Below are 14,725 nucleotides of genomic sequence, written 5' to 3' on the forward strand. Positions count from 1 at the left end.
ATGGCGCCATGGCATGATCGCGCAGGCTTTGCGTCTGCGCTCGCACGTCACGCACTCTCCATTCTGATCGCAGCCGTCGCGCTCGCGTCTCCGGTTGCATCGAATGCCGGCGACGTCCCGACCTTCGCGGTCGATCCCTCCTGGCCGAAGCAGCTGCCCAACAACTGGATCCTCGGCCAGGTCGGCGGCATCACGGTCGACTGGCAGGGCCATATCTGGGTGATCCATCGCCCGCGCTCGCTCACCGACGACGAGAAAGGCGCAAGCCTCACTCCGCCGCGCTCGAAATGCTGCGTGTCGGCGCCGCCCGTGCTCGAGTTCGACGCCGACGGCAATCTGCTGCGGTCCTGGGGCGGTCCCGGCCAGGGCTATGAATGGGTCGGCCGCGAGCACGGCATCGAGGTCGACGAGCGCGGCTTCGTCTGGGTCGGCGGCAATGCCGACAACGACAACGCCATTTTGAAGTTCACGCTCGACGGCAAGTTCGTCGCCCAGATCGGCAAGTTCGCCCCGAGCCTCGGCAGCAACGACACGACGCAGCTCGGCAAGCCCGCCGAGACCGCACTCGACAAGGAGGCGAACGAAATCTACGTCGCCGACGGCTACGGCAACCGCCGCGTCATCGTGTTCGATGCGACGACGCTGGCCTACAAGCGGCACTGGGGCGCCTACGGCAACAAGCCCGACGACGCCAAGCAGGCGCCCTACGATCCCAAGGCGCAGGTCGCGCAGCAATTCGGCAACCCGGTCCACTGCGTGAAGCTTGCCAATGACGGCCTCGTCTATGTCTGCGACCGCATCAACAACCGCATCCAGGTCTTCAGGAAGGACGGCAGCTTCGTGAAGGAGTTCTTCTTCGAGAAGAACACGCTCGGCAACGGCGCGGTGTGGGACATCGCGATCTGGCCCGATCCGAAGCAGACCTATCTGCTCAGCGCCGACGGCGAGAACAACGAGATCAGGGTCATCAAGCGCGAAGATGGTAGCGTGGTCGGGAGCTTCGGGCACAACGGCCGCAACGCCGGTCAATTCCACTGGGTGCATGCCATGGCGATCGACGCGAGGGGTAACGTCTATACCGCCGAGGTCGATACCGGAAAGCGCATCCAGAAATTCAAGCTGACATCGGACGCGCTCAAATAGCGTCTCAACGCATTTTGCCCAAAAGTTAACCGAAGGATGACGCTACGACGCAGCGTCATCCGGCTTTAGGCGCATTGCCGCCGGCCCTGGGAAAGGCTAGAGCCAATCAGCCGGAACAAGGCTTCGCAAGAGAGCCGTCCGCATATTTGACAAGGGAGGAAACCTTTTATGACGACGACGTTCGCGCGCCGCTCCGCGGCCCTTCTGGCCTGTGCCGCCTTCGGTTTTGCAACATCCGCCTACGCGCAGGACAAGACCGTCAAGATCGGCGTGCTCAACGACATGTCGAGCCTCTATGCCGACATCGGCGGCCCCAACTCCGTGGTTGCGATCAAGATGGCGGTCGAGGATTCCGGCCTGCTCAAGAAGGGCTGGAAGATCGACGTCATCAGCGGCGATCACCAGAACAAGCCCGACGTCGGCGTCAACATCGCCCGGCAGTGGATCGACAACGAGAAGGTCGACGCGATCGCCGACACGCCGAACTCCGGTGTCGCCCTGGCGGTCAGCAACCTTGTCAAGGAAAAGAATGCGGTGCTGCTGAATTCCGGCGCCGCCTCCGCCGACCTCACCGGCAAGGCCTGCACGCCGAACACGATCTCCTACACCTATGACACCTACATGCTGGCCAACGGCACCGGCAAGGCGCTGACCAAGGCCGGCGGCGACAGCTGGTTCTTCCTGACTGCGGATTATGCCTTCGGCCACGCGCTCGAACGCGACACCACGGCGGTCGTGACCGCGAACGGCGGCAAGGTGCTCGGCAGCGTCAAGCATCCGATCAATACCGCGGACTTCTCATCCTTCCTGCTGCAGGCGCAATCCTCCAAGTCCAAGGTGGTAGGCCTTGCCAACGCCGGCGGCGACACCACGAACTCGATCAAGCAGGCGGCCGAATTCGGCATCGTCTCCGCCGGCCAGAAGCTCGCGGCCCTGCTGCTGTTCATCAACGACGTGCATTCGCTGGGCCTCAAGACCGCCCAGGGCCTGACCTTCACCGAATCGTTCTACTGGGACCTGAACGACAAGACCCGCGAATGGTCCAAGCGTTTCTCGGCGCTGGCCAGCAAGAACGCGATGCCCTCGATGACGCAGGCCGGCAACTACGCGATGGTGCTGCACTATCTGAAGGCGATGGACGCACTCGGCGGCAATCCGCATGACGGCGCCAAGGTCGTCGCCAAGATGAAGGAGCTGCCGACCGACGATCCGCTGTTCGGCAACGGTCCGCTGCGCCAGGACGGCCGCCGCCTCATCCCCGCTTACCTGTTCGAGGTGAAGAAGCCCGAGGAGTCGAAGGGGCCGTGGGACTATTACAAGCAGATCGCCACGATCTCGGCGGAAGACGCGGCCAAGCCGCTCAAGGACAGCGACTGCCCGCTGGTAAAGAAGTGACCGCATAGCGGTCATCCCGGGGCGATGCGAAGCATCGAACCCGGGATCTCGCGCGGCATTCTCCACTGCCGTAGGGTGGGCAAAGCGACTTGTCCGCCATAGCTCGAAGAGCGGCGGCGGAAGCGTGCCCACGACTTCTTGCTATCATGAACAGATGGTGGGCACGGCGCGGCGCGCCTTTGCCCACCCTACGATCCTGCCTTCGCCGCCCCCAGCGTCCGCACCGCGATCGCCACGCAGACCACCATCAGCGCTGCCGCGAGCAGGAACGGTGCGCCGGGCAGATGCAGCGGCGCGCCCGCGCTGATGAAATAGGAAAAGGTCAGCGTGAACAGGAACGGGCCGACGAGCTGCGAGACGCTCTGCACGCTCGCGGTCGCGCCCTGGAGCTGGCCCTGCTGCTCGGCCGCGACCAGCCGCGTCATCAATGCCTGCGACGCGGCACCCGAGATGCCCCACAGCGCCAGAATGGGAATCCCGATCCAGGACAGCGGCCCGGTCGGCGCAGCGCCCAGGACGACGAAGCCGAGCGCGCCACAACACAGGCCCAGCAACAGCGCGTTCCGCTCGCCGAGCACGCGCACGATCGGGCCGATCGCAAGCCCCTGCACCACCATGGCGCAGATGCCGACCATCGCCAGCGTCAATCCCACGGTCTTGGAATCCCAACCGTAGCGATAGGTCGCATAGAGCACGAAGGTCGAGGGCAGCACGACATGTGCGACCTGCGCGATGAAATTGACGACGGACAACGCAGCGAGCACTGCATTGGAGCGCAATAGGCGGAGCGCCCCGACCGGACTGGCGCTCCGCCAGCGGAACGGCGCGCGCTTGTCGGGCGCGAGCGATTCCGGCAGGACGAACAGCCCATAGAGCGCATTGGCGAAGCTGAGGGCTGCCGACGCCCAGAACGGCAAGCGCGGATCGATATCGCCGAGCAGGCCGCCGAGCGCTGGCCCAAGAATGAATCCGGCGCCGAACGCCGCGCCAATCCGGCCGAAGACCGCCGCGCGCCGCTCCGGCGGCGTGATGTCGGCGATATAGGCAAAGGCCGTCGAGATGCTGGCCGAGGTGATGCCGGAGATGACGCGGCCGACGAACAACCACACCAGGGACGGCGCCAGCGCCATCAGCACGTAGTCGGCGGCAAGGCCGAAATTCGACAGCAACACCACCGGCCGCCGCCCGAAACGGTCCGACAGCGCGCCGAGCAACGGCGAGAACACGAACTGCATCAGCGCCCAGGCGGTGCCGAACAGGCCGAAGATGCGGGCGGCGTGGGCGGTATCGTTGTCGACGAAGCTCTCGATCAGCTTCGGCAGGATCGGCATGATCACGCCGAGCGCGAGCATGTCCAAGAGGATGGTGACGAAGATGAAGGCGACCGCGCCGCGCCTCGCCGGCACGGCGCCTTGCGCCGTCGCCTCGCCGGCGCCGTCACTCACGACGGGCGCTTGCGCTTGTGCGCGAAGGGATTGGCCTTTTCACGGAGAGTAATGCGCACCGGCGTGCCCGGCAGTTCGAAAGTCTCGCGCATGGAATTGATGAGGTAGCGCAGATAGGACTGCGGCACCGCGTCCGCGCGCGAGCAGAACAGTACAAAGCTCGGCGGGCGCGCCTTGGTCTGCGTGATGTAATTGAGCTTGAGCCGTCGGCCGGACACGGCGGGCGGCGGATTGGCCTGGACAGCCTGCTCGAACCAGCGGTTCAACGCCGAAGTCGACACGCGCCGGTTCCAGAGCGCGTAGGCGTCCTGGATTGCCTGCATCAGCCGATCGATGCCCTCGCCCATCAGGCCCGAGACCGCGACGATCGGCACGCCCTTGATCTGCGGCAGCCAATGGTCGGCATCGCGGCGCAGGCCCGAGATCGCGCCGCCCCCCTTGCTCTCCATCAGGTCCCATTTGTTGACGGCGAGCACGACCGCGCGGCCCTCGCGTTCGATCAGATCGGCGATGCGCAAATCCTGCTCCTCGAAGCGGTTCTGCGAATCCATCATCATCACGACGACTTCGGCAAAACGGACCGCACGCAGGGCGTCGGCGACGGAGAGCTTTTCCAGCTTCTCCTCGATGCGGGAGCGCCGGCGGAGACCGGCGGTATCGAACACGCGAAACTCGCGGCCCTTCCAGTTGATCTCGACCGCGATGGAATCGCGCGTGGTGCCGGCCTCCGGGCTCGTCAGCAGGCGTTCCTCGCCGAGCAGATGGTTGATCAGCGTCGACTTGCCGGCATTGGGCCGGCCGACGATGGCGACCCGGATCGGGCGCGTCGCGGCCTCTTCCTCGGTGAGCGGCTCGTCGTCCTCGGTCTCGTCGTCGTCGACGGGCTCCGGCATCAGCTTGGCGAGTTCATCGTAGAGCTCGCCCATGCCTTCGCCATGCTCGGCCGAGATCTGGATGGGATCGCCGAGGCCGAGTGCAAAGGATTCCATCGCGCCGGCATCGCCGTGCTTGCCCTCGCTCTTGTTGGCAACCAGCAGCACGGGCTTGTTGGCCTTGCGGGCGAAATCGGCGAAGGCGCGGTCGGTGGGCGTGAGGCCGACGCGGGCATCGATGACGAAGAACAGCGCGTCGGCCTGCGCGATCGCGGTCTCGGTCTGCTCCTGCATGCGCGCGGTCAGCGAGCCCTTGGCGCCCTCGTCGAGGCCGGCGGTATCGATGATGGTGAATTCGAGATCGCCGAGCCTCGCCTCACCCTCGCGGCGGTCGCGGGTGACGCCCGGCAGGTCGTCGACGAGCGCGAGCTTCTGTCCGACCAGGCGGTTGAACAGCGTCGATTTGCCGACATTGGGCCGGCCGATAATGGCAATCGTGAAGGACATCGGTCATTCGTGCGCTGCCGGGGCTGCGCCTGTCAATGCAGGTGGAATTATTAGCGCGAGAAGCTGCCGCTCGGCAGCGGCGCCGGGAAGCCGCCCTGCGTCTGCTGCTGCGTGGTCTGGGTCGGTTGCGCCTGCTGGACCGGCTGATCTGGCGGCGGTGCGGTGGTGCGCTTGCGGACGATCTTGTGCTTGGGCGGCGGAGCGGCCGTGGCCGGCGCCGCCTCCGGCTGGGCCTCGCCGTCAACTTCGCCGGCGGGCGCCTCCGCGGGCGCGACGGCTGCGGCGGCCGGCTGCCTTGTCTTCTTTGCGTGGGCTCCCTTCGCCGGCTTGGCCTCGGGCGGCGGCTCGGCGGGCAAAGCCGCGACGGCAGGTGCGTTCGGATCGGGCTGCTGCTGAGCGCCCTTGTACATGTCCTTCGGGACGCCCTGCTCGAGGCCCGGCACGCCCTCCGGGAAGACCGGCTTGCGGTCGCCCGGCAGCTTCTTCTTGGTGTCGAGGAAGTCGAGCATGTCGCTTGGATCGAAGCTGGAGCAGCCGCCCAGGACACCCGTGAAGGCGATCAGGACGGCGGCTGCGATCAAGCGTGGCGTACGGCGCATCTTGTGTGTCTCGTTTACGTCAGAGGGCCCGTCGTCAGCTCTTTTTGCTCAGCTCTTGGCGACGGGCGGAAGCAGGGCCTGGAGCGCCTCGGCGCGCGAGCGCAGGCCGGGCGGCGTTTCGCCGTCCTCGCTAATCGCGTCGAGCCATTTGCGGGCCGCGGTCATGTCGTTGTTGCGCCAGGCCGACAGCGCCAGCATCTCGCGGGCACTGTGGCGGAAGGTCGATTTGGGCGCTGCGGAAGGCTCGAGCCGCTGCTGCATGTCGGCATAGGACGCGCTGTCGAGCAGCAGGCCGGCGGCGCGGACCTTGGCCAGATCCTGCCACTCACCGCCGACGCTGCGGTCGGCAGCGATGTCGTCATACATCTTGGCGGCAGCCTTGGCGTCGCGGGGCGCCGCCTCGGCCGCGGCACGCAGCCGCGCCAGGGTGCGATAGCCCGACGGCGCCTTGGCGGCGAGCTCGGTGAAGGCGGCCTCGGCCTCGGCATGCTTGTCCTGGTCGGACAGCTCGGCGGCCTTCTCGAAGGCGGCGCCGGCCTCGGCGGCCTTCCTGGCCTCCAGATACTGATACCCGCGCCAGCCGCCGACGCCGGCCACAACCAGCACCATCAGGGCGATGAAGTAGATCGAATATCTATCCCACAGCTTCTTGAGCTGTTCGCGACGTACTTCCTCGTCGACTTCGTTAAATAATTCAGACACTTATGCTAATCCCATGCCCATCCGGGTACGCGCGCGGAAGCGTTCGCGTCAGGAATCCCGTCCCCCACGTGGCGGCGAGGTACCCTAACGATATGGCGCTGGCAAGGCAAAGCGAGCCCGATCAAGGCGTTAACCACCCGGGAGAGCCCGGATGGCGCCTGCCCGGCTCAAGGGCCCAGGAGCTCCCGGAGCTGCCGCTTCAGCACCTTGCCGTTGGCATTGCGCGGCAGCGGGTCCGGCGTGATCGCCATGGTCTCGGGAACCTTGTAGTCGGACAGACGCTCGGCGCACCAAGCCCGTAAGTCGCTGTCGGCGACCGGGCTGCGTGTCACCACCACGGCGTGGACGCGCTCGCCCAGCACCGGGCACGCCTTGGCGATGATCGCGCTCTCGATCACCGCGGGATGGCCGGCCAGCACGGATTCGACCTCGGCCGAATAGATCTTCAGGCCGCCGCGATTGATCATGTCCTTCTGCCGGTCGAACACCCGGACGAACCCGTCCGCATCGACCGAGCCGAGATCGCCGGAGTGCCAGAATCCGCTGGTGAAGCTTTCGGCGGTCGCCTTCGGGTTGTTCCAGTAGCCTTTGATGACGGAGGCGCTCTGGATCCAGAGCTCGCCGATCTCGCCATGGGCCAGCTCACGCCCGTCCGGATCCATCGCGACGATGCGCGCGCCGGGACACGGCAGGCCGACGCTGTCGATGTGGCTCTCGGTCAGCTCGCCCGGCATGATCGTCGAGGGGGACGTCGTCTCGGTCGAACCGTAGCAGTTCATCAGCTTCAGGCCGGGAATCGTCGCCTTGAGCTTCTCGATGGTCGCGACCGGCATCGGCGCGCCGCCGAAGCCGCCGATGCGCCAGCTCGACAGATCGTAGCTGTCGAAATCCGGCTGCAGCAGGCAGAGATTGTACATCGCCGGCACCATCACCGTGTAGGTGACCCGCTCGCGCGCGGCGAGCTTGAGGTAATCGGCGGCCTTGAACTCCGGCATGATGATCAGCGCTCCGCCACAGCGGATCATGGTCGTGATGTTGGCGACGACGCCGGTGACATGGCCGAGAGGTACTGCCGCGATCGAGCGATCCGCCTGCGTCAATTGCAGGCAGGACGCGAACACCATCGAGGAATGGACGATGTTGCAATGGGCCAGCATCGCGCCCTTCGGCTTGCCTGTGGTGCCCGAGGTGTAGAGGATCATCGCCGTGTCCTCTTCGCTCACCTCGACCGGCGCTGGCGCCGGCGGATTGTCGGCGAGCGCGGCGAAGCGCGAGCGAGCCGGATCGTCGTCGACGGCGATGCGATGGATCACATCGGGCACCTCCTGCGCATCGGGCAGCCGCTCTGCGAGCCCTGCTTCGTGGATCAGGATCCTGGCGCCGCAATCGGCGAGGACATAGGCGATCTCCGGCTTCTGCTGGCGCGTGCTGAGCAGCACCGTGACCAGCCCCTCATGCGCGGCGGCAAACAGCAGCAGCGGAAATGCGATGCGGTTGCCGAGCAGGATCGCGACGCGGTCGCCGCGCTGCAGGCCAAGCTTGCGGAAGCCCGCGGCGATCTGCGCTGCCTGCTCCACGGCCTGCCGCCAGCTCAGCCGGACATTGCCTGCGATCAGCGCCTCGCCATCGGCATTGCGGGCGCGGGCTTGCGCGATCATCTCCCACACGCTCGCCGGCCGGTCGCAAAAGGCCGGCACCACCCGATCGCCAAAGCGCGCCTCGAACCGCATCGGCGGGATCTGAGATTGCGACCAGTCCATCGAAGGGCCCTCGGCTTGTTGCTCTTATTGCCTTCCGCGCATGGACATCGGGTTTCGTCTTGTGCTGACCGGCTAGACCCCGATCACGGGAACACCGATCACGACCGGATGGAACGCGAAGGCCAGCGCGAGATAGGCGACGACGCCGACGACGATCGCAATCAGATCATTGCTGACGCCGCCCACAGGGATCGGCGGGCCACCGCTATCGGTGCGATGCTTGAGCGAAATGCGGTCGTATACCGCCCAGCCCAGGAACGAGCCGAACAGGATGATGGAGCCGAGATCGCCGTTGGCGAGCAGATGCGCCGCCGCCCACAGCTTGATGCCGGCCAGCATCGGATGCTTCAGCGTCGCGTAGATGCGGCCGCGCAGATAAGAGGCAACCACCAGGATGACCGCGGGCAGCATCAGCGCGAGCGTGATGTGCTTCATCGCCTTCGGCGGATACCAGACGTCGATCCAGCCGGAGCTGCGGTAATGGGCAAAGCCCCAGATGATCAACGCGAGCCCCGCGAGCGAGACCACGGCATAGAGGATCTTGTAGGTCCCCTCGCCCAGCCTTGCGATTGCCTGCGCGCGCGCCTCACGTTTGGTGGTGAACACATGGGTCGCAAAAAACAGCGCAAGCCCCAGGATCATGACCAGCAGACCCACGACATCCTCCCCCGTAAAGCAGCCCCCGCCAATGGCGTATCATCGATTGGCCGCGGGTCGCAACTCGCGCGCTACTGAGCGACCTGCCGATTGTCGACATACCGGATCGCGATCGGCCGCCCGGCCAGGGCGCCGGCGAGCCCGCCAGTGAATTTCAGCGGCAGGCAGGCATTCAGCGATGCGTTGATCGCCTTCAGATACGTCGTGCGGGTGTCGGCGGGGACGCCGGCGGTCGCGAATGTGAGGCGCGGCGGGCCGATCAGGCCTCCGGCCCTGTTGAAGCTGAAACGCACCGACATCTGCATGCCCGCGCGCGCATTGTCCGATGGCGGCGACCAGCAGCTACGCAACTCGGCGAAGAGGTCGCCGATCGTGTCGAGATCGTGATCGGGCTTTTGGTATTTGGCGCGATCGGCCTCTGGTGGGACGCTTTGGATGGTGAGCTGGAGATTCTGGCCGTAGGGATAGTCAATCTCGGGAATGCAGGGACCGGGCTCGAGCGGGCTGCAATAGGACGGCGTGCAGGGGCGGCCGTCGAGCACGCTGCAGGGCTCGTGCGCGAACGGGATCGGATTGATCTGCCGCGGCCTCGCGTCGGCAGCGATCGTAGAGATCGCCAATAGGATGAAAACGAGGATGCCGCGCCACATGATGCGAGTTCGCGATGTCACTTCGACAAAAGTGGCATCGTCCATGCACGCGTCAAGCCCGCGCGCGTTCACATGCTCGCGCGCAAGATGAGGCGCCGCCCTACCCCTTCTTCTTGACGTCCTTGACGTTGGTGAACTCGATGCCCTCGGCGCGCTCCTTGGTGTAGCCGAGATAGAATTCGTTCCTCGCCAGGTACACGGGATCGCCGTCGACGTCGTCAGCGATGCTGGAGGTATTGGCGGCGATGAAGGTGTCGAGCTTCTTGCGGTCCTCCGAGGAGACCCAGCGCGCGAGCTGGAATTCGCTGACCTCGAACTCGACCGGCAATGAATACTCGGCCTCCAGCCGCGCCTTCAGCACGTCGAGCTGGAGCGCGCCGACGACACCGACCAGCGCCGGCGCTCCGTCGCGCGGGCGGAACACCTGCACCACGCCCTCTTCCGACATCTGCTGCAGCGCTTCCTTCAGCTTCTTAGCCTTCATCGCGTCGGTGAGACGGACGCGGCGAACGATTTCCGGCGCAAAGCTCGGCACCCCGACGAAGTTGAAATCCTCGCCTTCGGTCAGCGTGTCGCCGATGCGCAGCGTGCCGTGATTGGGAATGCCGACGACGTCGCCAGCGAAGGCTTCATCCGCGACCGAGCGGTCCTGCGCGAAGAAGAATTGCGGGCTCGACAGCGGCATGCTCTTGCCGGTACGAACCAGCTTGGCCTTCATGCCGCGGCTGAGCTTGCCCGAGCAGAGGCGCGCGAAGGCGATGCGGTCGCGGTGGTTCGGATCCATATTGGCCTGGATCTTGAACACGAAGGCGCTCATGCGCGGATCGGTGGCCTCGACCTTGCGCTGGTCGCTGTCCTGCGCGCGCGGCTCCGGCGCGAACTTGCCAAGGCCTTCCAGGAGGTCGCCGACGCCGAAATTGCGCAGCGCGCTGCCGAAATAGACCGGCGTCAGGTGGCCCTCGCGGAACGCGTCGAGCTCGAACGGTTTTGACGCTTCGGTGACGAGCTCGAGCTCGTCCTTGACCGCGGAGACGTCGAGATTGGCGTTGAGCTTGGCGAGCTCGGCGATCTCGATCTGCTGCGCCGCGCCGGTCTTGGCGCCGCCGCCTTCGAGCAGGCGCACGCCGCCATTCACGACGTCGTAGGTGCCGAGGAAGTCGCGGCCGCGTCCGACTGGCCAAGTCATCGGCGTGGTGTCGAGCGCCAGCGTCTTCTCGATCTCGTCGAGCAGCTCGAACACGTCGCGGCTCTCGCGATCCATCTTGTTGATGAAGGTGATGATCGGGATATCCCGAAGACGACACACCTCGAACAGCTTTCGGGTGCGCGCCTCGATGCCCTTGGCGGCGTCGATCACCATCACGGCGGAATCGACCGCCGTGAGGGTGCGATAGGTATCTTCCGAAAAGTCCTCGTGGCCCGGCGTGTCCAGGAGGTTGAACACGAGGCCCTCGAACTCGAAGGTCATCACCGAGGTCACGACCGAGATGCCGCGCTCGCGCTCGATCTTCATCCAGTCCGATCGCGTGTTGCGCCGCTCGCCCTTGGCTTTGACCTGACCGGCGAGATTGATGGCGCCGCCGAACAGCAGCAGCTTTTCGGTCAGCGTGGTCTTGCCGGCGTCGGGATGGGAGATGATCGCAAACGTGCGCCGCCGCGCCACTTCAGCGGCAAGCGGGGAACGGGCCGGCGATTCGGCTGTGGTGATGGCGATGTCGGACATGGCGGGAGCGTGTGGCAGGGAAAACGGGCCTGATCAAGCCTCATTTGGTGATTGCGGAGCCTCCCGGCCAGCCCCATATCGGCCTTGGCCATACTGGCCTTGGGAGGAGGACGGCCTCCCCAGCCCATCAGCACGTCAGCCGCGGGGACGACCCTGCCTTGAATGGAGGGTCGTCATGGCCTGGAGCATCCTGTTCGTCGCGGGCCTTCTCGAGATCACCTGGGCGATCGGCCTGAAATACACCGAGGGCTTTACCAGGCTTGTTCCGTCCGTCGTCACGCTCGTGGCCATGGCCGGCAGCGTCATCCTGCTCGGGCTCGCGCTCAAATCCCTGCCCGTTGGAACCGCCTATGCGGTCTGGACCGGCATCGGCGCGGTCGGCACCGCAACACTGGGCATCATCCTGTTCGGCGAGCCGGCCACGGCCCTCCGCCTTGCCAGCATCGGACTGATCGTCGCCGGGATCGTCGGGCTGAAGCTCGTTACTTGACCAAGATCTTGACCGCCCACCAGGTCAGCGCCGCCACGATGGCCGAGGCCGGGATCGTGATCACCCAGGCGTAGACGATCGAGCTGGCAACGTTCCAGCGCACCGCCGAGACGCGGCGGGCGGCACCGACGCCGACGATGGCGCCGGTGATGGTGTGCGTGGTGGAGACGGGAACCCCGAGATAGGTTGCCATGAACAAAGTCGCGGCCCCGCCGGTCTCGGCGCAAAAGCCCTGCATCGGGGTCAATTTGGTGATGCGCAGGCCCATGGTGCGGACGATGCGCCAGCCGCCCATCAGGGTGCCCAGCGCCATCGCCGCCTGGCAGGACAGCACCACCCAGAACGGCACCGAGAAGTCGCTGCCCAGATGGCCCTGCGAATAGAGCAGCACCGCGATGATGCCCATGGTCTTCTGCGCGTCGTTACCGCCATGGCCGAGCGAATAGAGCGAGGCGGAGGCGAATTGCAGGATACGGAAGGCGCGATCGACCGCGAAAGGCGTCGAGCGCACCGAGGCCCAGGACACGATCGCCACCAGCATCATCGCGAGCAGGAAGCCGATCAGCGGCGACAGCACGATCGCCAGCACCGTCTTGGTCAATCCGCTCCACACCGCAGCCGAGATCCCGGCCTTGGCCATGCCGCCGCCGACGAGCCCGCCGATCAGCGCATGCGAGGACGAGGACGGGATGCCGAGCGCCCAGGTCACGAGGTTCCAGACGATGGCGCCGACCAGGGCCGCGAAGATCACCTGGGCATCGACGATCGAGGGATCGATGATGCCGGTGCCGATGGTCTGGGCGACGTGCAGGCCGAACACCATGAAGGCGACGAAATTGAAGAACGCGGCCCAGAACACAGCGAATTGCGGCCGCAGCACGCGGGTCGAGACAATGGTCGCGATCGAATTGGCGGCATCGTGCAGGCCGTTCAGGAAATCGAACAGCAGCGCGACGGCGATCAAGCCGACCAGGACGGGAAGACCCAACGCGGCATCCACAGCGGCCTGTCCTAAACTTGCTCGATGACGATGCTGTTGATCTCGTTCGCAACGTCGTCGAAGCGATCCGCCACCTTCTCGAGGTGGTCGTAGATCTCGACGCCGACGATGAAGTCCATCGCATTGCCGTCGCGATGCTTGAGGAACAGCTCCTTCAAGCCGATGTCGTGGAGATCGTCGACGCGGCCCTCGAGCTTGCCGAGCTCCTCCGTGATCGCGGTCAGCATGGCGACGTTCGGGCCGATCGACTGCATCAGCGGCAGCGCGCGGCCGACCAGATTGGCGCATTCGATCAGAAGCCCGCCGATCTCGCGCATGGGCGGCTCGAAGGTGCGGACCTCGAACAGCATCACCGCCTTGGCCGTCTGCTGCATCTGGTCGATGGCGTCGTCCATCGACGTGATCAGGTTCTTGATGTCGCCGCGGTCGAACGGGGTGATGAAGGTGCGGCGCACCGCCGTCAGCACCTCTCGGGTGATGTTGTCGGCATCATTCTCGAACTGGTTGACGCGCTGGCAATAGACTGGCGTCTCCTCGCCCCCGTTCAGCATACCCTGGAGCGCGATGGAGCCCTGGATCACCGTCTGGGCATGCCGGTCGAACAGGTCAAAGAACCGTTCTTCCTTGGGAAGGAAAGCACGAAACCATCGCATCATGGGGGTAGGCTACCGGTTGGAAATGGCCCGGCCCTGTCGGGCCGTCATGAAACTGTCATAGACCATTTTCGATCCGCGCGCGTGTCATCTCACGCCCGCGGAGCCGGATCATCCACCGCTTTCAGGCGGCCGGTAAACCACTTTTGAATCAGCTACTTAGAGAGATCGCCGGAAGTAATGCGCGATTTCGCCGATGACGCCGCGGCGGAAGGTGAGCACGCAGATTACGAAGATCGAGCCCTGGATTACCGTCACCCACTGGCCGAAGCCCGCGAGATATTGCTGCATGGCGATGATCGCGAACGCACCGACCACGGGGCCGAAGATGGTTCCAAGGCCGCCAACCAGCGTCATCAGCACGACCTCGCCCGACATCGACCAATGGACATCGGTGAGCGAGGCGTTCTGCGCCACGAACACCTTCAGCGCACCGGCAAAACCGGCCAGGGTTCCCGACAGCACGAAGGCCAGGAACTTGTACTGGTCGGTCCGGTAGCCGAGCGAAATCGCCCGCGGCTCATTCTCCCGGATCGCCTTCAGCACCTCGCCGAACGGCGAGTTGATGACACGGAAGATCAGCAGGAAGCCGGCGAGGAACCCCACCAGCACGACGTAATAAAGCACCGTCGGCTTGGACAGATCGAACACGCCGAACATGTGTCCCTGTGGGATGCCCTGGATGCCGTCCTCGCCGTGGGTGAACGGGGCCTGGAGGTAGATGAAGTACAGCAGCTGCGACAGCGCCAGCGTGATCATCGAGAAATAGATGCCTTGGCGGCGGATCGAGATGTAGCCGGTGATGAGCGAGAGCACGAAAGCCGCGGCGATGCCGACGAGGATGCCGAGCTCGGGCGGCAGCGCCCACACTTTCAGCGCATGCGCGCAGCAATAGCCGGCGGTACCCAGGAACATGGCGTGGCCGAACGACAACAGGCCGCCATAGCCGATCAGCAGATTGAAGGCGCAGGCGAGCAGCGCAAAGCACAGCGCCTGCATCACGAAGAACGGGTAGACGCCCGTGAATGGCACCGACGCCAGCAGCAGCGCCATCACTACGAAAGCGATCATCTCGTCGCGCATCGCGCGAGGGGTCACCGGCAGCGTGTCGTCCGTCAGGGTTGTCATA

14 protein-coding genes are annotated in these 14,725 nt (G+C 65.3%); 3 read left to right on the forward strand and 11 right to left on the reverse strand.

Features of this window, described 5'->3' with window-relative positions:
* A complete protein-coding gene (locus CIT37_RS23310) occupies positions 1-1,143 on the forward strand; it encodes an NHL repeat-containing protein (protein ID WP_095424734.1) in 1,143 nt (380 codons plus the stop codon).
* A gap of 168 nt (positions 1,144-1,311) precedes the next feature.
* Positions 1,312-2,538, forward strand: a complete 1,227-nt coding sequence (locus tag CIT37_RS23315) for an ABC transporter substrate-binding protein (RefSeq protein ID WP_028145053.1) — start codon at positions 1,312-1,314, stop codon at positions 2,536-2,538.
* Between the two features lie 188 nt (positions 2,539-2,726).
* On the opposite strand, the gene CIT37_RS23320 is transcribed toward CIT37_RS23315, so the two are convergent.
* From CIT37_RS23320 to CIT37_RS23355, 8 genes are all read right to left on the reverse strand, one after another.
* A complete protein-coding gene (locus tag CIT37_RS23320; RefSeq protein ID WP_028145054.1) occupies positions 2,727-3,983 on the reverse strand; it encodes a TCR/Tet family MFS transporter in 1,257 nt (418 codons plus the stop codon).
* Positions 3,980-5,362 carry a ribosome biogenesis GTPase Der gene (gene der / locus CIT37_RS23325; protein WP_018317605.1) on the reverse strand — a complete coding sequence of 461 codons (1,383 nt, stop codon included), beginning with the start codon at positions 5,360-5,362 and terminating at the stop codon, positions 3,980-3,982. The genes CIT37_RS23320 and der overlap by 4 nt, the downstream gene beginning before the upstream one ends.
* A gap of 50 nt (positions 5,363-5,412) precedes the next feature.
* Positions 5,413-5,961, reverse strand: a complete 549-nt coding sequence (locus CIT37_RS23330) for a hypothetical protein (RefSeq protein ID WP_028145056.1) — start codon at positions 5,959-5,961, stop codon at positions 5,413-5,415.
* A gap of 48 nt (positions 5,962-6,009) precedes the next feature.
* Positions 6,010-6,663, reverse strand: coding sequence for a tetratricopeptide repeat protein (locus tag CIT37_RS23335; RefSeq protein WP_095424733.1), 654 nt, complete (start codon positions 6,661-6,663; stop codon positions 6,010-6,012).
* Positions 6,664-6,830: 167 nt separating this feature from the next.
* Positions 6,831-8,423 carry a class I adenylate-forming enzyme family protein gene (locus CIT37_RS23340; RefSeq protein ID WP_095424732.1) on the reverse strand — a complete coding sequence of 531 codons (1,593 nt, stop codon included), beginning with the start codon at positions 8,421-8,423 and terminating at the stop codon, positions 6,831-6,833.
* A gap of 72 nt (positions 8,424-8,495) precedes the next feature.
* Entirely contained in the window at positions 8,496-9,080 is a 585-nt protein-coding gene (locus CIT37_RS23345; protein WP_028145059.1) for an NnrU family protein, read from the reverse strand.
* Between the two features lie 71 nt (positions 9,081-9,151).
* Positions 9,152-9,730, reverse strand: coding sequence for a UCP034077 family protein (locus CIT37_RS23350; protein ID WP_095424731.1), 579 nt, complete (start codon positions 9,728-9,730; stop codon positions 9,152-9,154).
* Positions 9,731-9,830: 100 nt separating this feature from the next.
* On the reverse strand, positions 9,831-11,453 hold the full coding sequence (locus CIT37_RS23355; RefSeq protein WP_038946486.1) for a peptide chain release factor 3: 1,623 nt from the start codon (positions 11,451-11,453) through the stop codon (positions 9,831-9,833).
* Positions 11,454-11,628: 175 nt separating this feature from the next.
* Between CIT37_RS23355 and sugE the strand changes: the two genes are divergently transcribed.
* Entirely contained in the window at positions 11,629-11,943 is a 315-nt protein-coding gene (gene sugE / locus CIT37_RS23360) for a quaternary ammonium compound efflux SMR transporter SugE (protein ID WP_028145062.1), read from the forward strand.
* Here sugE and CIT37_RS23365 read toward each other — a convergent pair.
* The 3 genes from CIT37_RS23365 to CIT37_RS23375 form a co-directional block, all read right to left on the reverse strand.
* The gene (locus CIT37_RS23365; RefSeq protein WP_095424730.1) at positions 11,936-12,943 is read right to left on the reverse strand and encodes an inorganic phosphate transporter; all 1,008 of its coding nucleotides are present in this window, start codon (positions 12,941-12,943) and stop codon (positions 11,936-11,938) included. The two genes, sugE and CIT37_RS23365, sit on opposite strands and share 8 nt — an antisense overlap.
* An 11-nt stretch (positions 12,944-12,954) precedes the next feature.
* Positions 12,955-13,599 (reverse strand): DUF47 domain-containing protein, encoded by a 645-nt coding sequence (locus CIT37_RS23370; protein WP_018317614.1) that lies wholly within the window; start codon positions 13,597-13,599, stop codon positions 12,955-12,957.
* 156 nt (positions 13,600-13,755) lie between these two features.
* Positions 13,756-14,724: a branched-chain amino acid ABC transporter permease gene (locus CIT37_RS23375; RefSeq protein WP_028145064.1), complete on the reverse strand. Its 969-nt coding sequence runs from the start codon at positions 14,722-14,724 to the stop codon at positions 13,756-13,758.
* Position 14,725 lies beyond the last annotated feature (1 nt).

Origin of the sequence: Bradyrhizobium ottawaense, from assembly GCF_002278135.3 — a bacterium.
Taxonomy (GTDB): Bacteria; Pseudomonadota; Alphaproteobacteria; order Rhizobiales; family Xanthobacteraceae; genus Bradyrhizobium; species Bradyrhizobium ottawaense.

Excerpts from the sequence above, each read along its gene's own strand:
- CIT37_RS23340 (WP_095424732.1), bottom strand. The coding sequence starts at position 8,423 with ATGGACTGGTCGCAATCTCAGATCCCGCCGATGCGGTTCGAGGCGCGC.
- CIT37_RS23330 (WP_028145056.1), bottom strand. The coding sequence starts at position 5,961 with ATGCGCCGTACGCCACGCTTGATCGCAGCCGCCGTCCTGATCGCCTTC.
- CIT37_RS23315 (WP_028145053.1), top strand. The coding sequence starts at position 1,312 with ATGACGACGACGTTCGCGCGCCGCTCCGCGGCCCTTCTGGCCTGTGCC.
- CIT37_RS23375 (WP_028145064.1), bottom strand. The coding sequence starts at position 14,724 with ATGACAACCCTGACGGACGACACGCTGCCGGTGACCCCTCGCGCGATG.
- sugE (WP_028145062.1), top strand. The coding sequence starts at position 11,629 with ATGGCCTGGAGCATCCTGTTCGTCGCGGGCCTTCTCGAGATCACCTGG.
- CIT37_RS23370 (WP_018317614.1), bottom strand. The coding sequence starts at position 13,599 with ATGATGCGATGGTTTCGTGCTTTCCTTCCCAAGGAAGAACGGTTCTTT.
- CIT37_RS23310 (WP_095424734.1), top strand. The coding sequence starts at position 1 with ATGGCGCCATGGCATGATCGCGCAGGCTTTGCGTCTGCGCTCGCACGT.
- CIT37_RS23350 (WP_095424731.1), bottom strand. The coding sequence starts at position 9,730 with ATGTGGCGCGGCATCCTCGTTTTCATCCTATTGGCGATCTCTACGATC.
- CIT37_RS23355 (WP_038946486.1), bottom strand. The coding sequence starts at position 11,453 with ATGTCCGACATCGCCATCACCACAGCCGAATCGCCGGCCCGTTCCCCG.
- der (WP_018317605.1), bottom strand. The coding sequence starts at position 5,362 with ATGTCCTTCACGATTGCCATTATCGGCCGGCCCAATGTCGGCAAATCG.